Annotated in this window: 29 protein-coding genes; 10 read left to right on the forward strand and 19 right to left on the reverse strand. The window is 65.4% G+C overall.

Annotated elements, in window-relative coordinates; all coding sequences use genetic code 11:
• Window positions 1-26: 26 nt before the first annotated feature.
• The 3 genes from XH79_RS25740 to XH79_RS25750 form a co-directional block, all read right to left on the reverse strand.
• Complete coding sequence (locus XH79_RS25740; protein WP_183239459.1) at window positions 27-305, reverse strand: hypothetical protein; 279 nt, start codon at window positions 303-305, stop codon at window positions 27-29.
• A 171-nt stretch (window positions 306-476) separates the two neighbouring features.
• Window positions 477-1472 (reverse strand): SH3 domain-containing protein, encoded by a 996-nt coding sequence (locus XH79_RS25745; protein WP_271583399.1) that lies wholly within the window; start codon window positions 1470-1472, stop codon window positions 477-479.
• Between the two features lie 152 nt (window positions 1473-1624).
• Entirely contained in the window at window positions 1625-3547 is a 1923-nt protein-coding gene (locus XH79_RS25750; protein ID WP_271583400.1) for an FAD-binding monooxygenase, read from the reverse strand.
• Between the two features lie 102 nt (window positions 3548-3649).
• Between XH79_RS25750 and XH79_RS25755 the strand changes: the two genes are divergently transcribed.
• Window positions 3650-4105: a MarR family winged helix-turn-helix transcriptional regulator gene (locus XH79_RS25755; protein WP_212337030.1), complete on the forward strand. Its 456-nt coding sequence runs from the start codon at window positions 3650-3652 to the stop codon at window positions 4103-4105.
• 116 nt (window positions 4106-4221) lie between these two features.
• Window positions 4222-4656, forward strand: coding sequence for a COG4315 family predicted lipoprotein (locus XH79_RS25760; protein ID WP_212337032.1), 435 nt, complete (start codon window positions 4222-4224; stop codon window positions 4654-4656).
• On the opposite strand, the gene XH79_RS25765 is transcribed toward XH79_RS25760, so the two are convergent.
• The 4 genes from XH79_RS25765 to XH79_RS25780 form a co-directional block, all read right to left on the reverse strand.
• Window positions 4653-4868 carry a hypothetical protein gene (locus XH79_RS25765; RefSeq protein WP_271583401.1) on the reverse strand — a complete coding sequence of 72 codons (216 nt, stop codon included), beginning with the start codon at window positions 4866-4868 and terminating at the stop codon, window positions 4653-4655. The two genes, XH79_RS25760 and XH79_RS25765, sit on opposite strands and share 4 nt — an antisense overlap.
• Window positions 4869-4977: 109 nt before the next feature.
• Window positions 4978-5139 (reverse strand): hypothetical protein, encoded by a 162-nt coding sequence (locus XH79_RS25770; protein ID WP_271583402.1) that lies wholly within the window; start codon window positions 5137-5139, stop codon window positions 4978-4980.
• A 17-nt stretch (window positions 5140-5156) separates the two neighbouring features.
• Complete coding sequence (locus XH79_RS25775) at window positions 5157-6143, reverse strand: hypothetical protein (protein ID WP_271583403.1); 987 nt, start codon at window positions 6141-6143, stop codon at window positions 5157-5159.
• 111 nt (window positions 6144-6254) lie between these two features.
• Window positions 6255-6851 (reverse strand): L,D-transpeptidase, encoded by a 597-nt coding sequence (locus tag XH79_RS25780; RefSeq protein ID WP_212337039.1) that lies wholly within the window; start codon window positions 6849-6851, stop codon window positions 6255-6257.
• Window positions 6852-7181: 330 nt separating this feature from the next.
• On the opposite strand from XH79_RS25780, the gene XH79_RS25785 reads away from it, so the two are divergent.
• Together XH79_RS25785 and XH79_RS25790 are read left to right on the forward strand one after the other, a co-directional pair.
• Complete coding sequence (locus XH79_RS25785) at window positions 7182-8225, forward strand: hypothetical protein (RefSeq protein WP_271583551.1); 1044 nt, start codon at window positions 7182-7184, stop codon at window positions 8223-8225.
• Window positions 8226-8625: 400 nt separating this feature from the next.
• A complete protein-coding gene (locus XH79_RS25790; RefSeq protein ID WP_200494243.1) occupies window positions 8626-8856 on the forward strand; it encodes a DUF6894 family protein in 231 nt (76 codons plus the stop codon).
• Here the strand turns inward: XH79_RS25790 and XH79_RS25795 are convergent, their stop codons facing one another.
• The gene (locus tag XH79_RS25795; protein ID WP_271583404.1) at window positions 8857-9642 is read right to left on the reverse strand and encodes an SDR family NAD(P)-dependent oxidoreductase; all 786 of its coding nucleotides are present in this window, start codon (window positions 9640-9642) and stop codon (window positions 8857-8859) included.
• Between the two features lie 128 nt (window positions 9643-9770).
• On the opposite strand from XH79_RS25795, the gene XH79_RS25800 reads away from it, so the two are divergent.
• Together XH79_RS25800 and XH79_RS25805 are read left to right on the forward strand one after the other, a co-directional pair.
• Window positions 9771-10163 carry a hypothetical protein gene (locus XH79_RS25800; RefSeq protein ID WP_212337043.1) on the forward strand — a complete coding sequence of 131 codons (393 nt, stop codon included), beginning with the start codon at window positions 9771-9773 and terminating at the stop codon, window positions 10161-10163.
• 204 nt (window positions 10164-10367) lie between these two features.
• The gene (locus XH79_RS25805) at window positions 10368-10616 is read left to right on the forward strand and encodes a hypothetical protein (protein WP_271583405.1); all 249 of its coding nucleotides are present in this window, start codon (window positions 10368-10370) and stop codon (window positions 10614-10616) included.
• Window positions 10617-10635: 19 nt separating this feature from the next.
• Here XH79_RS25805 and XH79_RS25810 read toward each other — a convergent pair whose 3' ends face one another.
• From XH79_RS25810 to XH79_RS25835, 6 genes are all read right to left on the reverse strand, one after another.
• The gene (locus tag XH79_RS25810) at window positions 10636-10821 is read right to left on the reverse strand and encodes a hypothetical protein (RefSeq protein WP_212337047.1); all 186 of its coding nucleotides are present in this window, start codon (window positions 10819-10821) and stop codon (window positions 10636-10638) included.
• Between the two features lie 179 nt (window positions 10822-11000).
• Window positions 11001-11282, reverse strand: a complete 282-nt coding sequence (minE, locus tag XH79_RS25815; RefSeq protein WP_018644672.1) for a cell division topological specificity factor MinE — start codon at window positions 11280-11282, stop codon at window positions 11001-11003.
• Window positions 11279-12094: a septum site-determining protein MinD gene (gene minD / locus XH79_RS25820; protein WP_212337049.1), complete on the reverse strand. Its 816-nt coding sequence runs from the start codon at window positions 12092-12094 to the stop codon at window positions 11279-11281. The genes minE and minD overlap by 4 nt, the downstream gene beginning before the upstream one ends.
• A 21-nt stretch (window positions 12095-12115) precedes the next feature.
• A complete protein-coding gene (gene minC / locus XH79_RS25825; RefSeq protein ID WP_271583406.1) occupies window positions 12116-12814 on the reverse strand; it encodes a septum site-determining protein MinC in 699 nt (232 codons plus the stop codon).
• Between the two features lie 485 nt (window positions 12815-13299).
• A complete protein-coding gene (locus XH79_RS25830) occupies window positions 13300-14391 on the reverse strand; it encodes a TRAP transporter substrate-binding protein (protein ID WP_212337054.1) in 1092 nt (363 codons plus the stop codon).
• A 175-nt stretch (window positions 14392-14566) separates the two neighbouring features.
• On the reverse strand, window positions 14567-14743 hold the full coding sequence (locus XH79_RS25835; protein WP_271583407.1) for a hypothetical protein: 177 nt from the start codon (window positions 14741-14743) through the stop codon (window positions 14567-14569).
• A gap of 8 nt (window positions 14744-14751) precedes the next feature.
• Between XH79_RS25835 and XH79_RS25840 the strand changes: the two genes are divergently transcribed.
• On the forward strand, window positions 14752-15360 hold the full coding sequence (locus XH79_RS25840; RefSeq protein WP_271583408.1) for a tannase/feruloyl esterase family alpha/beta hydrolase: 609 nt from the start codon (window positions 14752-14754) through the stop codon (window positions 15358-15360).
• Window positions 15361-15520: 160 nt separating this feature from the next.
• Here the strand turns inward: XH79_RS25840 and XH79_RS25845 are convergent, their stop codons facing one another.
• From XH79_RS25845 to XH79_RS25855, 3 genes are all read right to left on the reverse strand, one after another.
• On the reverse strand, window positions 15521-16024 hold the full coding sequence (locus XH79_RS25845) for an SMI1/KNR4 family protein (protein ID WP_271583409.1): 504 nt from the start codon (window positions 16022-16024) through the stop codon (window positions 15521-15523).
• Window positions 16025-16114: 90 nt separating this feature from the next.
• Complete coding sequence (locus XH79_RS25850) at window positions 16115-16372, reverse strand: hypothetical protein (RefSeq protein ID WP_018644685.1); 258 nt, start codon at window positions 16370-16372, stop codon at window positions 16115-16117.
• Between the two features lie 64 nt (window positions 16373-16436).
• On the reverse strand, window positions 16437-17387 hold the full coding sequence (locus tag XH79_RS25855) for a DUF2778 domain-containing protein (RefSeq protein WP_271583552.1): 951 nt from the start codon (window positions 17385-17387) through the stop codon (window positions 16437-16439).
• 192 nt (window positions 17388-17579) lie between these two features.
• Between XH79_RS25855 and XH79_RS25860 the strand changes: the two genes are divergently transcribed.
• The gene (locus XH79_RS25860; RefSeq protein ID WP_271583410.1) at window positions 17580-18014 is read left to right on the forward strand and encodes a DUF1810 domain-containing protein; all 435 of its coding nucleotides are present in this window, start codon (window positions 17580-17582) and stop codon (window positions 18012-18014) included.
• 9 nt (window positions 18015-18023) lie between these two features.
• Here the strand turns inward: XH79_RS25860 and XH79_RS25865 are convergent, their stop codons facing one another.
• Window positions 18024-18800: a crotonase/enoyl-CoA hydratase family protein gene (locus XH79_RS25865; protein WP_271583411.1), complete on the reverse strand. Its 777-nt coding sequence runs from the start codon at window positions 18798-18800 to the stop codon at window positions 18024-18026.
• A 35-nt stretch (window positions 18801-18835) separates the two neighbouring features.
• Window positions 18836-19363: a tautomerase enzyme gene (locus XH79_RS25870; RefSeq protein ID WP_271583412.1), complete on the reverse strand. Its 528-nt coding sequence runs from the start codon at window positions 19361-19363 to the stop codon at window positions 18836-18838.
• A gap of 81 nt (window positions 19364-19444) precedes the next feature.
• Here XH79_RS25870 and XH79_RS25875 point away from each other — a divergent pair, with 81 nt between their 5' ends.
• Window positions 19445-20032, forward strand: a complete 588-nt coding sequence (locus XH79_RS25875) for a TetR/AcrR family transcriptional regulator (protein ID WP_271583413.1) — start codon at window positions 19445-19447, stop codon at window positions 20030-20032.
• Window positions 20033-20047: 15 nt separating this feature from the next.
• A complete protein-coding gene (locus tag XH79_RS25880) occupies window positions 20048-20833 on the forward strand; it encodes a 2-keto-4-pentenoate hydratase (protein ID WP_271583414.1) in 786 nt (261 codons plus the stop codon).
• The last annotated feature ends 139 nt before the right edge of the window (window positions 20834-20972 follow it).

A 20972-nucleotide genomic window follows, 5' to 3' on the forward strand; every position in this document is an offset into this window, starting at 1 on the left:
ACCGATAGCCTTAAGCCCGCGCGCGATCAGTGGACACGGATGATGTGGGGACGGCCGAGATCGATCAGCCCCTGCACCGCCGAGAGGCGATCGTCGAGGGCTGCGATGGTGAGCAGCAAATTGTTACGGCGCTCGTCGAGCATGCCCATCTCGGCACCGGTCAGCTTCTTGCTCATCCGCTCCTTGTGAATCCCATCGAGGGATTTGCGCAGTCCGGCGATCAGGCCGGCCAGCTGCTTGGCCTCTTTGGTCATCGACCGCTTCGCGACATTTTGGCGGCGCGTCTCCGCCTGACTCTGTCTCATCGTCATCCTCCCGTGCCCCGCTGCCCCGAGTGGATGATTGCATCTTTGGGTACACATCTTACGATCGATGAAATCTGCCCGCGAAGAACTTTCTTAAATTGTACGCGCAGGGAACCCGGATCAAATCAGCAGAAAGCCCGGCGCGAGGGCCGGGCTTTCCTTCAGGCCATGCTAGCGCTTGTCGTGACCGCCGCCGGGGCCGCCGGCCGGGCCACCGCCACCACGTGGCGCGGCATTGATGTGCGGAGCGCCACCGCCGTGCGGCGTTGCAGGCGCAGCAGCACGCGGCGCCGGCATCTGCGCGCGGGCATTCATCGGCGAGCCGTGGCTCGCATTCGGCTGCGCGACATGCGGCGTCGCGGATCGCGCGGCGGGTGGTGCAGCCGACACACGCGGTGCTTCATGCGCACGTGCCATCGGCTGGGCACGCACAGCAGCGCGGCTCGCGGCCTGTTCGTGCATCACGCGTGCCTGAGCATCGCGCGGGTTGCGAGTCTGCACATTGGTCCGCTCATGCGCGATGCGCTCGCTCCGTCCGGCGCGCGTCCGGTCGGCGGCAACCGCAGCGTCGCGTTTCGTGATCGCCGCGTCGCGCTTTGTCGTGATCGCAGCGTCGCGTCGTGAGGTCGTGGCGTCACGTCCCGAGATCGCCGCAGCACCCTTGCCACGCACGCCTTGGCGCTCCAGTGCGATCGTCGCGTCACGCGTCGCCGCACGACCGATGCGGGCTGCGCCCGGGTCGATCGTCATCCGCGTCGCGAAGCGCTGATGCGAGGTCCAGTAGTTATTCCAGTAGGCGTGGCGGCGATACCAGGGCCGCCCCTCATAGTAGCTCGACCAGTACGAGGTCAGCACGAACGGGACGACGGGCACGTTGATCTCGTCGACATAGTCGGGGAGATAGACGTAGCGATTGCGGTAGAGATATTCGAGATATTGCGAAGATACCCAGCCGCGATCATCGGAGAAGCTCACGTCGCACCAGGCATTGCCGCGCAAGCAGCCATGGATGTTGACGCGGGCGCCCCCGGGGACGCGATCGACCAGGGGAAAGCCGGAGCCTGGACCGGCGCGCAAGCCGGTCGAGACGGTGACGATGCCCGGCGCGGCCAGCGCGGCCGTCGGGGCGAGCAGCAATGCTGCAACCAGAATGCTTCTGAGTCTCATGGCGTGTTCCTCCTCTGCGAGACGGAACGCGCAGGCGGAACGAGCGTTCCGCCTGTCATCACTTCAGCAGCCGAAAGTTTGAGAGCGCGCCGCGCAGGGAGTTCAATGTTCATCCGCCGTTCATCGGCGCGGCAAGCGTATCGATTGAAGCGTCAGTTCACCGGCAGCATGAAGGCGTCGAAGTACGCGGCGAGCCCGGCAAAATCGTCGAGCGGCAGCACACTCGCGACATACTGGTCGGGCCGCACCACGACCATGCAACCGGCCGTCCGATCGATGCCGCGCATTGCGAAAACGTCGTGACCGCTCTTGAGGTCCGGACAGAACATCTTCTCGTAGTCGATCAGGCCGTAGCGCCCCTTGCGCGGGAGCAGCAGCGATGGCATCGCCTCGACGGCGAGTTCGCGATGATCCTGCTGAAACACCGCGCGCAGATCGATCACGCCGTCGATATCGCCGCTTCTGGACCTATATCGCCGGATTGGAGATTTCCGGGATTCAGCGAGGAAATTGCACAAGGCACGAATGGCCGAGCCGGACGCTGCGGGATTCTCAGCCGGAGAGAACGCGTAGATGCGGAAGCGGCCGTCGGCCTGCGCGGCGTGGCCGAGATGCACCGGCTTGGCATCCGCCAGCCGGATCACCGGCGCGGAATGGAACCGCTTGCCGATCACGAGCCCCTGCGCGAGATGCTGATGCGACGTCGCGCCGGTGAGAAGCGATGGACGGTAGTGCGTCGCCGTGCCCGCGGTGTAGCGGCCGTGCCGGACGAAATAATCCTGCGTCTTGGCCGCATCCGCGCCGCCGGCCTTGGCGGCCGACGCGAGAATGCCGGCCCATTCGCGATCGAAATCGATCAGCTCCTTTGCAACCGCCTGCCGCTCGGCCGAATAGGAATGCAACAGGCTCGGCGCACATTGCTTGCGCAGAACAGCGGCGAGCTTCCAGCCGAGATTGAAGGCGTCCTGCATCGAGACGTTCATGCCCTGCCCGGCCTTCGGGCTATGGGTGTGGCAGGCATCGCCAGCGATGAAGATGCGCGGCAGGCGCGAGGCGATCTCGGCCTCCGGCACGTCGTCAAACTTGTCGGTCAGGCGCTGGCCGATCTCGTAGACCGACCACCAGGCGATCTCCTTCACGTCAAGCGTATGCGGCTTCAGGATCCGCTGCGCTTTCGCGATCACGTCGTCGGCGGTGATGTTGCGATTGGCGACGCGCTCGCCGACATCGAGCTTGGCGAGCTCGACATAGATGCGAACCATGTAGCCGCCCTCGCGCGGAATGATCAGCAGGCTGCCGTCCTTCGCCGACTGGATCAGGGACTTGAAGCGGATGTCGGGAAAATCGGTCACCGCCAGCACGTCCATCACGCCCCAGGCATGGTTGGCGGAATCGCCGTGCAACTCGCGGCCGATCGATTTGCGCACCGTGCTGCGCGCGCCGTCGCAGCCGACGACATAACGCGCCCTGATCGTCTCGACCTTGCCTTCGCTTCCGGCATCGACGCGTTCGAGCCGCACAGTCACGGCATGGCCAGTGGGACCGGCGGCCGGATCGACCGCGAGGTCGATCAGGCGGCGGCTGTAATAGGGCTCGAGCTTGCCCGGCGCCTTGCGCATGGCATCGAGGAAGCCGTCATGGATGCGGGCCTGGTTGAGGATGACATGCGGAAACTCCGACAGCCCGTCCTCGACGTCCTGCACCCTTCCGCTGCGGACGATCTGCTCCGGCGTGCGCTCGTCCGGCTTCCAGAACGTCGTCTCGTTGACCCAATAGGCTTCCTTCAGCACGCGCTCGCTGAAGCCATAGGCGTGAAACATCTCCATGGTGCGGCAGGCGATGCCGTCGGCCTGACCGACCAGCAGGCGGCCCGGCTTCTGCTCGACGATGCAGGTCTTGATGTCGCCGAACCGCGCAAGCTGGGCGGCGAGCGTGAGGCCGGCGGGGCCGCAGCCGACGATGAGCACATCGACCTCGGCGGGCACCGTGCCCGCTGCGCCTGAGGCCTGAACCCGCTCGGCGGGATCGGCGATCTCGGGGTCGCCCGGCTGAAATCCATTCAGATGGAATTGCATGAGCACCTCTCCCGTCAACGTCTTCTTCGATATTGCTCAGTATGCTGACTATCAGTATACTTGTCAATGATCCGCACCGTCCCTGCGCTCAAGGAGAATTCGGTGAAAGACAACAACGACATGCCCGGGCATCTGGCGCGCCGGTTCCAGCAGATTGCGGTCGCGGTGTTCCTGGCCGAGGTCGGGGATGCCGGCTTCGATCTTACGCCGGTGCAATACGCCGCGCTCGCGACCATCAAGGCCAATCCGGGGCTCGACCAGGTCACGCTCGCAGGCCTGATCGCCTACGACCGGACCACCATCACCGGCGTGATCGACCGCCTGGTGCAGAAGGGTCTCATCGAGCGCCGTGCCAGTCCCCGCGACCGCCGCGCCCGCGAGCTCGAGATCACCGACGAAGGCCGGCGCGCGCTGCGCAAGATCACGCCGGCGGTCGAGGCCGCGCAGCGCATCATGCTGCGCGGACTCAGCGCAAAGGAAGGCGAGGAATTGATGCGGCTGCTGCGCAAGGCGATCGCCGCCGGCAACGAGCTCAGCCGCGCCCCGCTGCGCGAATGAGCATGTTTGTGCGTAATCGTCGCAGTGCGGCGAAACCTGGAACTAACCTTCGGCTGCTACGGTCGGCGTCATTCGGCGCTTAACGCGCGATTAACTTTGCCGTTCGGGAGTTTTGGGTGTCCAGGTTCATCATCGTCGCGGCGGCCATCGCATTCTCGACCGTCCCTGCACTCGCGAACGGCCATGGCGGCGGCGATGCCCCTCCTCCGCCCAAGCCCGAGGCGACGACCGCGCCGGCCAAGGTGGTCCTGACCAAGCAGGGCCCGAAGCTGGTCGATCTCAAGGGCATGACGCTCTACACTTACGAGCGCGATACGACCGGCAAGAGCTCGAACTGCAACGGCAAGTGCACCGAGAGCTGGGTGCCGCTGGCCGCAACCGCCGATGCCAGGGCCGTCGGCGACTTCACCGTGATCGACCGCAACGACGGCAGCAAGATGTGGGCCTATCGCTACCGCCCGCTCTACACCTCGCCGGCCGACAAGGCGCCGGGCGACGCCAACGGCACGGCCACGACCCTGCAATGGCGCATCGCGCGGCCTGAGAACTAGGGCGAGAACGGCGCGCCTCCACCAGGCCTGCCCACGAGCTTGGCGTGTGCGGCGGAATCGGCAGAGGCATAATTGACCTCCGGATTCCAGTGCAGCACGACGTACAGGATCATTCCGGCCAGGATGGAGCCATAGAAACCGAACGCGGCCAGGCGCCATGTCCGCACAATGCGGCGGTCGTTCTCATTCAATGGATCAAAGTATTTTTGCATGATGCCTCCAATGGCAGCGAGCCATCAAGGCATAGCGCAACCGGAGCGGATCGGCTGTGAAGCCATTCACCCGCCATCGCTTCAAAACGATGTGATCGTCGTCGGCGTACTAGCGCGCCAGCTCCGACGGCACCGGCTTGAACACCGGCATGTTCGCGCTTGCCTGCAGCGGTTTGAGCTCCGCGTTGACCACCACAGGTCCGGTCATGAACCAGGCCGCTGCCACGGCCGCGATCGCTATTCCCGCACCGAGCGCCGCAATCTCTTTCATGTTTCCGCCCCTGGCGATCAGTTGCTGAGGATGACGCCGTGCTGGCGTCGCGACGGATGATCGGCGCCGACCAGCGCGTTCGGATCGGTTGCGATCACCGCTTCCGGCAACGGCACCGGCTCGAGGCCGGCGAAGCGGCGATAGAGCGCGCCCATAATGGCGCCGCAAAATGCCGCCGGCACCAGGAGAGCAGCGAGGATCGGCACGACCAATACCAGCAGCAGCACGCAGGCGAACGCCGCCACGCCTCCGATCGCCGCGTATTCCCACGCGCTGCGGCGACTCACGGCTCGCGCGACATGGTGCACGCAAAGCATGAAGATGCTCGAAGGAATGACCGAGATCACCATCATGACCATGAAGGTTTGCGCCGGGATCACGGACGCGAAGATATGAGCGGTGCTCTTGTCCGCGAAACCGTTCATCAGGAGCGGCACCAGCGTGTAGGGCAGAAGCGTTGCGAGCACGGTCGGCATCAGGGCCGCAATCGCGATGCCGGCGATCGACGTGCGGACCCGGACCGGTCCGTCGAATACGATTGGTGGTGGCACCGCCGGTGCGTCAGCGGCGGGGATCGCGCCGACCGCGCGTGCTACCGGACTGAGACCGGCAAACTGGCCATAGAGGAATCCGCCGATCATTCCCGCGATCGTCGGCAACAGGCCGATCGTCACCACCGTACCGTCGCCGGGTGCGGCCAGCTGGATGTGGTTGCGGATGGCGATGGCATAACTCGCCGCGGCCATGACGCCGCCCATCAGCCCATAGGCGAGCCGGCTCGAGATGGTCCATTGCCTCAGCACGACGTGCCCGGCAAACAGGAAAGCCGCATTGATGGCCATGCGGCCCGCGAAGAGCACCAGGATCTGGTCCGGCGCCGGTGTGCCTGCGGGATCGGTCACCTGCCCGCCCGCGATGGCAAAGACCATCAGCACAGCTTCGACGATGGCGAGCGGACTCAGCGCGGCGAACAGCGCGCGCGGCGAATTCTTGACGAGATACATGCGAGCAACCCCTTGCTCGCTGCACGCTAGACGCGAAGCGTTACGGCCCGCGCAAGACAATGGATAAAATTGTCGGCAAGCAGCGCCCCAGCGCTTCCTCGCCGAACGCCCCTATCCGCGCCAGCTCCGGCCGGACTGGACCTGCGCGCTCTGTCCGGGCGGCAGCACCACGACGGTCGAATTGAGCTTCACCCGGTCGTAGAGGTCGATCACGTCCTCGTTGCGCATCCGGATGCAGCCCGACGAGATCGCCTGCCCGATATATTCGGGCTGGTTGGTGCCGTGGATGCGGTAGAGCGTGTCCTTGTTGCCGACATAGAGATAGATGCCGCGCGCGCCCAGCGGATTGGCGGCACCACCGGGCACGCGCGCCGGGTATGGTCCAAGCCGCGCCTGGATGTCCGCCGTCGGCACCCAGTCGGGCCATTCCGCGAGGCGCCCGACACGCGCAACGCCGGAGAAGGCCATCGCCTCCTCACCGACCGCGACGCCGTAGCGGATCGCCTTCCCGTCGGGCAGCACGAAATAGAGATAGCGCGCGTCGGTATCGACCAGGATCGTGCCCGGCTGCTCCTTGCGCGGATAATCGACGATGTGACGCAGATATTGCTCGGGCACTTTGGCCTGGGCGTAAGGCGTGTGCGCAAGCAATTGCCGGTCGCGCGGCGTCATGCTCGCGTTGGTCGACGGCGAAAGCGTTGTCTGCATGCAACCGCCCAGCGGCAGCAAGGCAACGACGAAGAAAGCGAAAACAGATCTTGGCACCACCGGCCCCCCGATAGCAAATAGCAGCACCCCCAGCAGCACCAGATGCTGCCCAAATCGTGCTGAAAACAAGGCAGACCGGAACAATTGCGCGTGTTTGATCAACCGGGTTCCATCACCACAAACGGCGGAAGAGCGTCGCATCATCTCCATCCCCTCGCCTTGCTTTGGTCAAACCCGGCTGGACTCGTGCGTCATCTGCCCGTGAAGGGGCCCACCTCAACAGATCGGCTCGCGCCAATGCGAAACGACGAAGGCTTCGAAGGAGCTGCGATGCTCGCCACGCTGAACAGCAAGCAAATCGTCGATGAGATCGTGAAGGACACGGTCAAGGACAACGATCCGCACGACGCGATTCAGATCTCGCCCGAGATCGTCATGGCCTCGCGCCCCATTAGCGTTGCGCCCGCCCTGGCGCCTGAGGCCACGCCCCGCCCGGAGCCGAAATTCGCGCCGGAGCCCAAAGCCAGTCCTGAGCCGAAGTTCAGTGCCGAGCCGCGGTTCAGTCCTGTTGCGGAACCGCCCACGGCAGTGCCCTCGGTCGATACCGCCGTGCGCGTCGCGGCCGGCGATGGTGCCGGCCGGCCCAGGCGTTCGGCCGCCGGCAAGTTGCTGCGCGGCGCCTTCCTCACGTTCCTGTTTGCGGGCGGCAGCGCGGCCGCCGCGGTTGCCTGGGAGAAGCATGGCGATACCGCGAGGCACATGCTTGCCGAGTGGACACCGGTCTTGACCTCGTTGCTGCCTTCGACGTCGCAGACCGCGCCAGTCGCCGCCGCGCAGGCGGTCCCGTCCGCGCCGCAAGCCGCAACGGATCAACCGGTCGATCAACCGGCGGCGCAAGCTGCGGCCGATCAACCTGCAAGTCCGCCTGCAGTTCAGGTTGCAGCAGCCGCGCCCGCGGCAACACAGACCGACACAACGCAGTCGGTACAATCGATGACACGCGATCTCGCGGCCATGGCGCAACAGATCGAAACACTCAAGGCCAACATCGCCGAGCTGAAGGCCGGCCAGGAGCAGATGGCACGCGAGCTGGCGAAGCCGCCCGCACCGAAGCCGGTCGTCGAGGCGAAGCCGCCCGTCGATCCGCGCGCCCGCGTGTCCGCGCTGCCGCCGCGCGCTCCGGCTCAAACGCCGCCGCCGGTTCGCAAGCCGAAGCCGGCCGTGTCGCACACCTACATGCCGGCTTATTCACCTGCGCCGCTCGCACCGCCGCCAGCGCCCTCGCAAGCTGCCGCGGCTCCGCCGGTCGCCACGACGCAAGCGGTTGCCGATGACGATGGACCGGTCGTGCGTCCGCCGATGCCGCTGCGCTAAAATCTCATCGCGCTTTAGCGCAACAACGTCACGAACACTGTCGGAGTCGATGGGATGCGTTGAGTCCGGGTTACTACGGGAAACGATATATCGATCGTCATCCATCATGAGAAAAGGCCGTCGGGATTTATGCCGCCGGCCTTCTCTTGCAACTCCCGGTTCCCGGAGCCCGGTTCTGTTGCAATTCCATGCCTCATGATCGCGTTAACATATTTAATAAAACCTTAACGGGCTCGCGTGCTGCACATCATTTCTGCGCCATAGGCACAGAGATTGTGCGGCTTGTTCATTCGAGAAAGATCGACTCAGTGGTACCATCCGAGATGTGTCGGGACTTCCGTTGAAGACTTGTTTTCAAGACTTGCAACTGAGACTTGGTCGTCACACCGGGGGACTTCAGATGCCTTACTACTCCTTCGATCTCGTGGTTGGTGAAGAGTTCAAGAACCAGGGCGGAATCATCCTCGAGGACATCGAGGTTGCCTCCGATCGCGCCGATCAGCTCGCATGCGAGCTGTCGCAAGTGAAGCCGGAGCTGCAGCAGAAGGGCTGCGCGGTGCGCGTCACCGATCGCGACCACAACGAGGTCTATCGCACGCCGCTCGATCCCGTGCCGGCCTGGCAGCGCTAGCTACTCTTCAAGCATCGGCGCTTCGAACCAGTTCGTCAGCGACAGCCCGCCGTCGACCACGAAGGCCGCGCCGGTGACGTAACCCGAGAGCTTGTTCGACAACACGCTCAGCGCCATCGGCGCGAGATCCTTGGCCTCGCCGAGACGCCCGAGCGGAATGTGTCTCGCCAGGGACGCGTCCGCGACGAACCCGCCCGCTGCGATTGCACCCGGCACCAGCGCGTTGACGCGAATGTTGTGCCGCCCGAAGGTCTTCGCGAGCTCCTTCACCAGCATCGCCATTCCCGCCTTTGCCGTCGAGTAATGCGGCAGGTTGCGCGGCGTGCCCGCATGCAGCGAGGTGAGGAACAGGAACGAGCCGGGCCGCTTCGCTGCGATCAGCCGCTTTGCGAGTCCGCGCGCCAGATGAAAGCCGGCATCGAGATTGACGGCGTGCATCTCCGCCCAAGTCCTGCGATCGACCGCGAGCGCGTGATCGGCCTCGCGCCGCGGCGGCGAGGCGCTGTGCACGAAATGCGTCACCTCCCCCAGCGCAGCATGAGAGGCGGCAAGCAGCGCATCGCAGGCATCCAGACCTGCGAGATCGCCGATCCAGGGCACCGCGCGTTCGGGCCTTTCGCTCGCGCTGATCGCGGCGCTCACCCGCTCCGCGCTGATATCGGCAAACACGGTCCGCACGCCTTCCCCGACCAGGGCCTGCGCGATCGCGCGGCCGATGCCGTTGCCCGCGCCGGTGACGAGCGCCGTGTCGGTTGCGGGATCGAACGGCGCATTGAACAGGCTCATGTCGCTCTCCGGGGTCCTCTGCCGCCAATCTAGCGCGCAGCAACGAGGCGCGACAATTGCGTCCCGGCACCATTGCGGAGCGGCGCGCCGGACGCTAGCCTCCCCAAAAAATCGAGGAGGACCCAAGAATGCGCACTGGTTTTCTGATGACGGGCCTGTTGCTGCTTGCCGCGCCGGCCCAGGCGGGCGACGCGCCGCCGCGGGCGACCTATGTGACGATGGTCCTGCAGGCCTTCGCCGCCAAGGTCGAATGTCCGGGCACGGATCTCGTCTATCAGGACCTCGTGCAGAAGGCGCAGCAGATGCAGCTGCCCGACGGCACCACCGAGAAGGTGCGCAAGGCGATCGCCTGGATGCACACCGGCGGCAAGATGGGCGAGAAGCAGGACGATGATCTGATGGCAGAGGTCGCGGTCGCGACCCAGGCGACCGATATGGACCAGCGCCGTCTCGGCATGCCCGGCTGGTGCGAGGCGCAGAAGACCAACCTCGCAGGCCTGATCCGCAGCAAGGGCGGCTAGAAGCGCCTTCGCGCCGAGCAGGCACCGATCCGCGTCAAGAAAACGCGTCAAAAATAACAGGCTGGAGCCCCGTTCCGGTTCGATCAGAACGGGGCTCCACCCGGTTTTCCCAGGCGCTAAGCATCGCGCGGCGGAACCGTGCGCGCCGGCAAATAATCGTCACAATCATCGCCAGCATGCGGCCTCTTCGAACAGGAGAACCCCATGCGGATTGCCCATCTCGTTTTCGCCGGAGCTCTCGTGGCCGGCTCCGTGCTGACCGCCCCGGCGCTGGCAAGGAATTCCGACACGCAGAAGAACGAGGACAAGTCGACGTCGTCGTCCTGCAGCGCCTATCAGCAGGCGCCGGACGGAACGTGGGAGCAGCTCCCCTGCAAGGAAACCGGCGAACGCGCGCAGCCGCAGACGCAACACCGCGCCCCGGCACAGGGAACGGATCACGGGGAGCGCTGAGCGCTCCCCGTTTCCGCGGTCAGCCCTGGGTGGGACCGCGCATGATCTTCATGGCGGCCTCGATGTGGCGCCACTCCTTGGCCTCGTCGGCCTCGCCGCGGCCCTCGCAGGCCTGGGCCTGTTCCGCGGCCTTCGCAATCGCAGCAAAACCGTGCCGTTCGAGCATCTGCCGCGCGACGGTATGGACCTGGACCTCGGACATCATGGACGCTCTCCCGCTTGACGAACCACGGGGTTGGCTCGATCGCCCCCGCGCATTCCCTAGAACGACGGAGTCCCGGGCCCCGTTCCGTCCATATCCGCACACATGACAAAGGCGGCCCGCCATGCCCGGCGGACCGCCTTCTCACCCACCCCAAAACTGCGGGTCGTCGGCCGCGTCCCCTACGCGACCGCCACTTTCTTGCGCTCGATGTCGTTGGGCACCTCGATATCGACCTCCAGGGTCGACACCTCGTCGCCGCGTTCGAGCCGCACGATGACCTTGGTCGGGTCCAGCGTCACATGCTTGGACACGACGGCGAGAATTTCCTCACGCAGCACACCGAGCAGATCGGGTTGGCCGCGCATTCCGCGTTCATGGGCAAGCAGGATCTGCAGCCGTTCGCGCGCGACCGGTGCCGAGGCCTTGTTGCCACGGAGAAGTCGAAGCAGACCCATGCTCATGCAGCCCTCCGTCGCAGCAGACGATCCATCAGACCTCTGCGCTCGGCAGGAACATGCATTGTCACGTTCTCGCCGCAGAGGCGCTTGGCCGCGTCCATATAGGCCCGCGCCGGCGCTCCATCCGCATTCGACAGGGTCACCGGCGTGCCGACGTTGGAGGCCTTCAACACGTCCTGGCTCTCGGGGATGATGCCGAGCAACGGCGTTGCGAGGATCTCGAGGATGTCGTCGATCGTCAGCATCTCGCCACGCGCGGCGCGGGAGGGATCGTAGCGGGTGATGAGAATGTGCTTCTCGACCCGCTCGCCCTTCTCGGCCCGCACGGTCTTGGAATCGAGCATGCCGATGATGCGATCGGAATCGCGCACCGAGGAGACTTCCGGATTGGTGACGATCACGGCTTCATCCGCAAAGCGCATCGCCATGGAGGCGCCGCGCTCGATGCCGGCCGGGCTGTCGCAGATCACCCAGTCGAAACGGCTGCGCAGATCGGCGATGACCTTGCCGACGCCCTCTTCCGTCAGCGCGTCCTTGTCGCGGGTTTGCGACGCCGGCAGCAGCCAGAGGTTCTCGAGCCGCTTGTCCTTGATCAGGGCCTGCGGCAGCTTGGCCACGCCCTGCACCACATTGATGAGGTCGAACACGACGCGGCGTTCGGCGCCCATTACGAGGTCGAGGTTGCGCAGGCCGACGTCGAAATCGACGACGACAACCCTGTCGCCGCGTTGCGCCAGCGCAGCCCCCAGCGCGGCAGTCGTCGTCGTCTTGCCGACGCCCCCCTTGCCTGATGTCACGACCAGTACCTTACTCATCTGAAATGTCTCCTTTGCTGGTCAGTTCAGTGCTGTAATTCGCATGGTATTCCCCTGCAGCCAGGCCTGCGCCGGCTTGCCGCGCAGGGCGGCGTCGATGTCGTCCGCAGTCTGGTAAAACCCATCGATTGCAAGCAGTTCGGCCTCGATCTTCTGGCAATAGATGCGCGCGCTGGTGTGACCGTTCACGCCGGCCATGGCGCGGCCGCGCAGCGCGCCGTAGATGTGGATGGAACCGCCGGCGACGACCTCGGCGCCGGATCCGACCGAGCCGAGAATGGTGACGTCGCCTTCGGGGAAGATCACGGTCTGGCCCGAGCGCACGGGAGCCTCCAGCAGCAGCGAAGTCGGCTTGGTCTCGGCTTTCGCCTCAGATTTCTTGGGCGCGGTCGGCTCGACCACGCAGCTGCGTCCCCCCGACAGCAGCGGCGGCATCGCCGGCGTCAGCCTTTCCTCCTCCACGCCCTCGATGCCGAGGACGCGGATGTTGCGGTCCTGCAGGCTGGCGAGCAGATGGCCGATGCCGGCCTGGCTGAGATCAACCGAGGACAGGTCGATCACCACGGGCCGGCCGGCGAAGAAGCCCGGCGACCGTGCGATGGTGACGTCGATCTCCTGGAGCCAGTCCTGGATCGGAACCGTCGGCACGAACACGAAAGCGACATAGGAGCGCCCGCGCAGGCGCACCATCTGACGTTGGACTTTTGCTGCAGCCTCCATAGCGGCCGACTCGTTCCCCGTTATTGAATGGTTAACGATGCCGCCGAGATGGTTAACGGCCGGTTAATTTCTCCGTGGGTTACGTGGGGAATGGGCCGGTTGGGCGGCGCGAGGAAGCGCGCCAGCCAAGCGCTCTGACCTCGTAGGGTGGGCAAAGCGTAAGCGTGCCCACCGTCAAGAAATTGGGGGCACGGCGCAAGTGCGCCTTTGCCCACCCTACGAGCGCTGCACCCGGGCCGTCGCCCTTCGAGGCTTGCCCTGCAGCGCTGACGCGCAGCAGGGCGCGCACCTCAGGGTGACGGTGATGAATTGGCGCTCGCTCTTGCCACATCGTCATTGCGAGCGCAGCGAAGCAATCCAGACTGCCTCCGTGGAGAGACACTGGATTGCTTCGCTACGCTCGCAATGACGGAGGATGTAGACGGCGTCTGCCCCCTACTTCTTCACCTTGCTTGCGTGATCACCGTAGTCCGCAGGCTGCTCGCTCAGCTCTTGTTGCGCATCTTGCTGAGTAGGTAATTGTCGTAAAAATTCTCGGCGATCTGCGTGTAGAACAGCAGCTCCTTCATATAGGCGTCGTGGCTGTCCTTGGTGCGCTTGAACAGGTCGCTCTTGCCGGCGAGCTCGTTCAGATGCTCCTGGGTCGCGTTGTAGCAGGCTTCCAGCACCGGCTGCGGGAAGGCCTTCAGCTCGGCGCCGTTGGCGATCAGCCGCTTCAAGGCAGCCGGATTCACGCTGTCGTATTTCTCGAGCATCCAGGCGCCCGCGGCCGACGCGGCCTGGTTGACGATCGCCTGATAGTGCTTCGGCAGGCTCGCCCACTTCTCGTCGTTGACGATCATGTGCAGCATGGCGCCGCCTTCCCACCAGCCGGGGAAGTAGTAGTATTTCGCGACCTTCTGGAAGCCGAGCTTCTCGTCGTCATAGGGACCGACGAATTCGGCCGCGTCGATCGAGCCCTTCTCCAGCGCCGCATACACATCGCCGCCCGCAAGCTGCTGCGGCACGATGCCGAGCCTGGCCAGCACATGGCCGCCCATGCCGGCGATGCGGAATTTGAGGCCCTTGAGATCGTCGACGGTCTTGATCTCCTTGCGAAACCAGCCGCCCATCTGCGTGCCGGAATTGCCGCAGAGGATGGCGTGCGCCTTGAACGGCTTCAGCGCCTCGTTGGTGAGATCGGCGCCGCCGCCGAAATACCACCAGGACTCCTGATGGCGATGGTTCATGCCGAACGGCGCACCGGTGGCATAAGCCAGCGCCGGCTCCTTGCCGATGTAGAAATAGAGCGGCGTCTGCGCCATCTCGACCGAGGCGACGCTGACGGCATCGAGCGCCTGCAGGCCGGGGACGAGCTCGCCGGCCGCGAAGGTCTGGATCTGGAATTTGTTGTCGGTGGCCTCGGCAACATATTTCGCGAAGGTCTGCGCCGTGCCGTAGATGGTGTCGAGCGATTTCGGGAAGCTCGAGGTCAGGCGCCATTTGATCTCCGGCGCGCTCTGCGCAATCGCAGGTGCTGCAACCAGCGTCGTCGCACCGGCGACCGCGCCGCCCTTGAGGAATGTCCGGCGTTTCATGATGGGGCTCTCCTTGAAGTCAGGCTCGAAATGGGTGGCCTTGTGAACCGGCTTTGGCCACGTCCTTGGCGGACCGTTTGCCTGTTCCTGGCGCGGAGTTCAAGCTGCCAGAACGCATGGCGCCGCGGCCATCGGCCGCCAGAACGGCGCACCGAACCAGGGGCTGCCGAAAGCCTCAGGCGTCCTGGAGAAACACCGAGAGCGCCCGCTGCAATTCCTTGAACGCGCGCGGCCCGATCTTGGCCTCGAGCGTCTTTTCGCTCTCGGCAATCGCCGGGCGCAAACGGCCCAGCAGCGCGGCCCCGGCCTGCGTCGTCACCGCGCCGGTGCCTGGCGTCAACACCGCGATCAACCTGATTCGTGTTCAAGTTCAACTTCGACACCGACGCGCCGAAGATCTTCACGAAGACGGCGGCCTATCCCGAAAGCAGCATGGACTTCATGGCCGCAGTCTCGACCGACCTGCGTCCGTTCAGAGCGCGCGGCAACAAGCTGATCATCTCTTCATCCGTCAATGACGGCATCTTCTCCGGCGCTGCGATCGCGCGCTGGTATCGCAGCATGGACCGGCAGATGGGCGGGCGGGCGAGCGACTTCGCGCGGCTGTTCATGGTGCCGAACATGGCCCATTGCGGCGGCGGCGCGGCCACCGCGAGCTTCGCCGGGAACCAGCTCAAGGCCATCACCGACTGGGTCGAGAAAGGCACCGCGCCGGACCGCATCGTCGCGGCCAACACCAACGCCACCTCGCCCTATCCGACCGGCGGCCTGTTCGATCCGCGCATCGCCCAGAACTTCCCGGCCAGCGGCACGCGGCCGCTCTGCGTCTATCCGAAGATCGCATCCTACAAGGGCAGCGGCCTGACCAACGACGCCGGCAGCTTCGCCTGCATCGAGCCAGGCTTCAGGCCGGGCGGCGATCACGACTTCAATGACGACGACGACGGACGCAGCGACAACAGGCAGTGAGACGTCGCCCGTCTCTCGTGTCCCGGACGCAGCGCAGCGTCCCTTCGACGATGCGCTGCAGAGCCGGGGCCCATGCATCGACCGGATGTTAAGCCCCTGGGTCCCGGATCTGCGCCGCGCCGCTATCGCGGCGTGGCTTGTCCGGGACACAAGCAGGCTCTCACGCGGCCTCAGCCTCCTCGTACAGGCCGGCCATGAAGTCACCGAAAGTCGGCGCAAGCGGCAGCACGTAGCCCCATTGGTCCGACATCGCCTCCGTGAGGGTCCAGCCCTCGTCGTAGTTGGCGACCTCGTGATCGACGAACCAGATCTTGCCGAAATGCGTCTTGTCGATCGTCATGCAGATCGGGTTGCCGCCGTGGTCGCCCATGATCCACAGGAGCTCGTCGATTGTCGGCCACTGCGGCGTCTGACGCGTCAGGACCAGCGAGCACTTGTCGTGCCGCAATCCCAGCACCTCCTGGACTGCGCCCGCCCAATGCCCTTGCGGCCAGTTGAATTCGGCCGAGCCCTGGAAATAGCCGCCGGCGCAGGCCAGCAGGAACTGACGATACTCATCCGGCAGGCGGCAGCCGATCGATTTCTCGAACGCCTCGAGCGCTGCGGGCGTCGGTTGGTTGGTGCCGGCGCGATCGACGCCTGCAATGAAATCCGAGATATCCATGCGACCCTGTTTCCTTCGCGCCAAACGCGCCAAGCTTGGTCGCAACGCCCCTGGAACGGGTTCGAGGATTGGAGAAGGAGGAACGCCTGCTCAGAGCAGCTTGGCGCTCACGAACAGCGCGCGCACGGCGTTGGTCGCTTGCACCGCCAGCATGGCATTGCCGGCCGCGCCTTCGAGGGCCGCGACGGCGTCCTCATGCAGCGAGCGGAATTCCATCCACTCGACCGATTTGAAATTGGTCAGGAATTGATAGGCCTGCCCGACGGTCGCGATCGCCAGCGTGTCACCGTTCAGCTTGATCTTGAACGTGGTGCGCAACGGGGTTTCGGAGCTTGCTGGATCACTCATGGGCGGCTTCTGGACGATGACGGCTTAACGAAGGGGAAACGGCAGCCCCGCCGTCCGGTAAATATCAGGAGGCGGTGCTGGCGCGCTGCGAGGCGGTCGCCGATCCGCTCAGACTGGGCACCACGACCAGGCGGTTGAACTCGCCATTGTCCCAGGCCTTCAGGAAGCGATCATAGTCCTTGATCGAGACGCAGCCGTTGGAATCGCCGCGCGGCCCGAGCATGTAGTTGTGGGTGAGCAGGCCGACGCGGCCGAGCGCGCTGGTCCCGTCGGTCGGGGTCAGGCGCAGCGCGCGGACGCCGTGGAACAGCTTTTCGCGCGGCTTCAGATCGTAGGTCGCCGGCGGAGTTGCGCCGACCATGCGCTGGTCGACATGCTGGGGGTCGTCCATCAGCGCGCCCATGCCCGAATGCGCTTCCAGCGCGACGCCGCTCGGCAGGTACAGCGCCTTGGCCGAGATGTCGTAGACCGCAGTGCGCGAATCATAGCCGAGCGCGGCGAGATCCGGCGCCTTGGCGAGCAGGCCGTCGCCAGGGGTCAGGGAGGCGAGCTTGATCTTGTCGGTGAATTTCTCGAAGAAGTTGCGGTTGTCGACCCTGGGATTGGTCTCGGCATAGGACTGGCTCGAGGCGATCTGGGCCGAGAAGTCCGCCTGGACCGGGCGCGAGCGCGGCATCGGGACGGCATCGGCACGCTGCGTGGGGCGCGGCTCCTCGACTGCGGTCCGATCGTCATCGGTCAGGGTCGAGCGCCATTCGTCGCCCTGAAGCCTCTGGGCGAGCATCGCCTTGGCGTCGCGGAGCTTGAGCTGGACCGCGTTCACCGCGGAGCGCTCCAGCGACCGCAGGCCGAGGTCGCGGGCCGGCGGGTTGGCAGACGCCGACGCGAAACGGTCCTCGAACGAAGGGGTATTGGCCGGCGGCAGGGCGGCGGTGACCAGCGGAGTCGAATCGCCGAGATCGGCGACCCAGGCGGCAGCGCCCAGCGCCAAAGCGACGGCAGCCAAAGACAGCAATACCGTCTCGGCTCGCCCAATACGGCGGCGCGACAACAGCCTCTCGGCGTGCGCTGCGTCGGAAACCATCAGATCCCCAAATCGACCCCCGGGGGACCCAACCCCCACCCGGAGAGACTCTATACCAGCTACCACATTGGGAGCCAAAAGTTAGGCATAATCGCGGCCGGTGAGGCACCCCCGGGGTATCCAATGACCGATCCTTTCGACCTAGAACGGTTCGTCCAGGCCCAAAACCCGGTTTTTCGCGACGTCCAGGGGGAGCTGGCCCGGGGCCGGAAGCAGAGCCACTGGATGTGGTTCGTTTTCCCGCAAGTAGCCGGCCTCGGCTTCAGCGCCATGTCGCAGCGCTATGCCATCGGCTCGCGCGCCGAGGCCGTGGCCTACCTCGCCCATCCCGTCCTCGGCCCGCGCCTGATCGCATGCACGAGGCTCGTGCTCGCCGTCGAAGGGCGCACCATCAACGCCATCCTCGGCGCGCCCGACGACGCCAAGTTCCGCTCGTCGATGACGCTGTTCGGCGCGGTGTCCGACGAGCCCGTCTTCGATCAGGCGCTCGCCCGCTATTTCACAGGCGAGCGCGACGGCGCGACGCTGGCGATCCTCGCGAAGCTCGATCGGCCGTAGCGCCTGCGATCAGCGTCCCTGGAAGACGGCCGCACGACGCTCGATGAAGGACTGAATGCCCTCCTTCGCGTCGGCGCTGCCGAGCACGCGATCGCGAATTTTCGGGATGTAGGCGATGGCGGCCGCCTCGCCGGCTTCGACATATTTCGCCGCCGCTTCCTTGGTCACCTGAATGCCGAGCGGCGCATTGCGCGCGATGATGGCGGCGAGCGCCATCGCCCGCTCGATCTGCTCGCCCGCAGGCACGACCTCCTGGACGAGGCCGATGGCATGCGCGCGCTGCGCGGTAAACTCGTCGCACAGGAACAGATGATACATCGCATCGCCCCAGCCCGCGCGCGACAGGAAGCGGAAATGCGCGCCGCCGAGCGGTGCGATGCCGCGCCTCGCCTCCATCTGGCAGAAGCGCGCATCATCGGCCGCAACCACGATGTCACCGGCGAGCATCAGCTCGATACCGATGGTGAAGACGATGCCCTGCACTGCTGTCACGATCGGCTTGCGGCAACGCTTGTTGAGCCCGAACGGGTCGACATTGCCCTCCTTGATGTTGCGCTTCTCCGCGGTGGGACCGAAGAATTTCGGCATGTCGAGGCCGGCGGTGAAGTCCCTGCCCTCCGCGCAGACTACGCCGACACGGTAGGCCTCGTTGTCGTGCAACTCGGTGAGCGCATCGGACAATTGCTCCATCATCGCCGGGCTGAACGCGTTCTTCTTCGCGGCATTGTCGATGATGATCTTGAAGACGTAGCCGTGCACCTCGGTGCGGATCTGACCTTCGCTCATGTGTCGCTCTCCAGATTGTTGCTGTTGGCAGAAAATCAGGCCGGCGGCTGAATCGCCGCGCGGATCGCCGCGATGCGAGCCGGGGTGAACACGCCGGAGTCCAGAAGCTGAAGGATCGAGAGCACCCCGCCGCGCGATCCCCAGCTTCCCTCGTCGATGATCTCGAAATTGACCCACCAGGTCGGCGACGGCGCCGGCATGCCGCAGGCTTCCGCAAGCCGCGCCATCACGTTGCGGATCACCTCGACGCGCACCTCCGCCGGCCAGGCCGCGTTCATCACCGCGATATTGACGGTGATGATGTCGCGCGGCGTGTCCTGGTCGGACAGCAACCGGCCGCCGATCGCCATGCAGTCGGGCAGCAGGTCATGGAAGTGCACCTGAAAACCCATTCGCGCCGCCGGCGCGTGCTGGCCGACTTCCGGCACGAGCACAGCGTCGGTCAGGCTCACCGCGAGCAGCCGGCGTTGCGGCAGGCCGAGCCGTCCGGCCGGTGCAGTCACGGTGATGATGGTCAATTCGGCACCCAATCCATGAATATGACGGTCGTCATATTTCAGCATGGCTTGACTATGTCAAGTGTCATAGTGCAGATGAGCGCAGCCAATCGCGGGATTCCGATGACCACCACCACACGCGACAAGATGATCGCCGGCGCCGCCGACCTGATGAGCCGCCGCGGCGTCAACGCCACCAGCATGCGCGACGTCGTCCGCCACACGGCGACGCCGCGCGGCTCGATCAGCCATCACTTCCCGGACGGCAAGCCGCAATTGATTGCCGAAGCCGTGACCTTCGCCGGCCGGCAGGTGTCCATTCCCCTGGAGAAAGCCATGAACGAACGCGGCGTGATCGGCGGTCTCAAGGCTTTCGTCGCAGCATGGCGCCGCCAGTTGGCAGCAACCGGCTTCGAGGCCGGCTGCCCCGTGCTCGCCGTCGCCGTCGACCGCTATGTCGGCGAGCCCGGCGAGAAGGACGACGCGGCGGCGCAGCAGCACCTGCTCGATCTGGCCGACGGCGTGTTCGCCGATTGGCGGCGGATCATGCACGTAGCCTTGTTGCGCGAAGGACTGGCCGCCGACCGCGCCGAGCGGCTTGCAACGCTCGTCGTCGCCTCGATCGAAGGCACGGTCGCGATGTGCCGCGCCAGCCGCAGCGCCGACGCGCTCGATCAGGTTCAGGAAGAGCTGGAGACAGTCCTGTCCGCCGCCCTCGCCCGCACCAGCAAATAGATTGGATACGCACCGATGGATCTGTCCCGACAACGCGAGCTTGCACGCCATCTCGCCAATCTCCGTCGCGAGAGCCGGCAACAAAGCGGCCTCGATGCGCATCTCGTGCCGCCGGATGCCGACACGGCCTATCGCATCGCGCTGATGGTGGAAGAGGAACTGGGCTGGGATGTCGTCGGCTGGAAGATTGCCGGCATGAAGCCCGGGCTGCAGCGCCAGCTTCGCACCTCCTCGCCGATCTATGGGCGGGTTTTCGCGCCGCTGATCAAGGACTCGCCCGCGACTGTCGAGCACGTCAGGCAGTGCAGCCCGATCCCGGAGGTCGAGTATCAGGCACGCCTCGGCGCAGATCTGCCGCCGCGCGCAAAACCCTACACCGCCGAAGAGATCGGCGATGCCGTCGCCTCGCTGCATCCCGGCATCGAGCTTGCCGAATGCCGCTTCATCCACGATGCGGAGTTTCCGCCGATGCCGGCGATCCTGGCCGACGGCGCGGGATCGGGGACGATCGTCCTTGGCGAGGCGATCGCCGACTGGCGCAGCCGCGACATCGCGAATCAGGTGGTCGTGCTGAACTGCAACGGCGCGGAACGGCGCCGCGGCAGTGCCGCGGAGGCCATCGATCATCCGCTGGTGCCGCTGACCTGGCTTGCCAACGAGCTGTCGCGGACCGGCATCGGTCTCAAGGCCGGGCAAACCATCAGCACGGGCACGCTGACCGGCATGCTGCGGCCCAAGGCGGGCGAAACCTATCTCGCCGATTTCGGCCCGCTCGGAACCGTGAGCGCGACCTACGCCTAGAGCGTTTTCGAACGAAGTGGATACCGGTTCGCGTCAAGAAAACGCGTCAAACCAAAGACTCTAGCGCCCCGTTCCGATCCCATCGGAACGGGGCGCTAGACGAATGGACGCATGCAGGCGGAGCATGGCGGCCGTCAGC

Origin of the sequence: Bradyrhizobium sp. CCBAU 45389 (assembly GCF_028128625.1) — a bacterium.
GTDB lineage: Bacteria > Pseudomonadota > Alphaproteobacteria > Rhizobiales > Xanthobacteraceae > Bradyrhizobium > Bradyrhizobium liaoningense_B.

Bases quoted from the DNA above. Each gene is read 5' to 3' on its own strand.
- XH79_RS25850 (WP_018644685.1), bottom strand. From the start codon at position 16,372: ATGAGTGATCCAGCAAGCTCCGAAACCCCGTTGCGCACCACGTTCAAG.
- XH79_RS25740 (WP_183239459.1), bottom strand. From the start codon at position 305: ATGAGACAGAGTCAGGCGGAGACGCGCCGCCAAAATGTCGCGAAGCGG.
- XH79_RS25785 (WP_271583551.1), top strand. From the start codon at position 7,182: ATGCTCGCCACGCTGAACAGCAAGCAAATCGTCGATGAGATCGTGAAG.
- XH79_RS25875 (WP_271583413.1), top strand. From the start codon at position 19,445: ATGATCGCCGGCGCCGCCGACCTGATGAGCCGCCGCGGCGTCAACGCC.
- minE (WP_018644672.1), bottom strand. From the start codon at position 11,282: ATGAGCATGGGTCTGCTTCGACTTCTCCGTGGCAACAAGGCCTCGGCA.
- minD (WP_212337049.1), bottom strand. From the start codon at position 12,094: ATGAGTAAGGTACTGGTCGTGACATCAGGCAAGGGGGGCGTCGGCAAG.
- XH79_RS25870 (WP_271583412.1), bottom strand. From the start codon at position 19,363: ATGCTGAAATATGACGACCGTCATATTCATGGATTGGGTGCCGAATTG.
- XH79_RS25805 (WP_271583405.1), top strand. From the start codon at position 10,368: ATGCGGATTGCCCATCTCGTTTTCGCCGGAGCTCTCGTGGCCGGCTCC.
- XH79_RS25780 (WP_212337039.1), bottom strand. From the start codon at position 6,851: ATGCAGACAACGCTTTCGCCGTCGACCAACGCGAGCATGACGCCGCGC.
- XH79_RS25775 (WP_271583403.1), bottom strand. From the start codon at position 6,143: ATGTATCTCGTCAAGAATTCGCCGCGCGCGCTGTTCGCCGCGCTGAGT.
- XH79_RS25745 (WP_271583399.1), bottom strand. From the start codon at position 1,472: ATGAGACTCAGAAGCATTCTGGTTGCAGCATTGCTGCTCGCCCCGACG.
- XH79_RS25865 (WP_271583411.1), bottom strand. From the start codon at position 18,800: ATGAGCGAAGGTCAGATCCGCACCGAGGTGCACGGCTACGTCTTCAAG.
- XH79_RS25860 (WP_271583410.1), top strand. From the start codon at position 17,580: ATGACCGATCCTTTCGACCTAGAACGGTTCGTCCAGGCCCAAAACCCG.
- XH79_RS25750 (WP_271583400.1), bottom strand. From the start codon at position 3,547: ATGCAATTCCATCTGAATGGATTTCAGCCGGGCGACCCCGAGATCGCC.
- XH79_RS25830 (WP_212337054.1), bottom strand. From the start codon at position 14,391: ATGAAACGCCGGACATTCCTCAAGGGCGGCGCGGTCGCCGGTGCGACG.
- XH79_RS25765 (WP_271583401.1), bottom strand. From the start codon at position 4,868: ATGCAAAAATACTTTGATCCATTGAATGAGAACGACCGCCGCATTGTG.
- XH79_RS25790 (WP_200494243.1), top strand. From the start codon at position 8,626: ATGCCTTACTACTCCTTCGATCTCGTGGTTGGTGAAGAGTTCAAGAAC.
- minC (WP_271583406.1), bottom strand. From the start codon at position 12,814: ATGGAGGCTGCAGCAAAAGTCCAACGTCAGATGGTGCGCCTGCGCGGG.
- XH79_RS25770 (WP_271583402.1), bottom strand. From the start codon at position 5,139: ATGAAAGAGATTGCGGCGCTCGGTGCGGGAATAGCGATCGCGGCCGTG.
- XH79_RS25810 (WP_212337047.1), bottom strand. From the start codon at position 10,821: ATGATGTCCGAGGTCCAGGTCCATACCGTCGCGCGGCAGATGCTCGAA.
- XH79_RS25795 (WP_271583404.1), bottom strand. From the start codon at position 9,642: ATGAGCCTGTTCAATGCGCCGTTCGATCCCGCAACCGACACGGCGCTC.
- XH79_RS25800 (WP_212337043.1), top strand. From the start codon at position 9,771: ATGCGCACTGGTTTTCTGATGACGGGCCTGTTGCTGCTTGCCGCGCCG.
- XH79_RS25880 (WP_271583414.1), top strand. From the start codon at position 20,048: ATGGATCTGTCCCGACAACGCGAGCTTGCACGCCATCTCGCCAATCTC.
- XH79_RS25845 (WP_271583409.1), bottom strand. From the start codon at position 16,024: ATGGATATCTCGGATTTCATTGCAGGCGTCGATCGCGCCGGCACCAAC.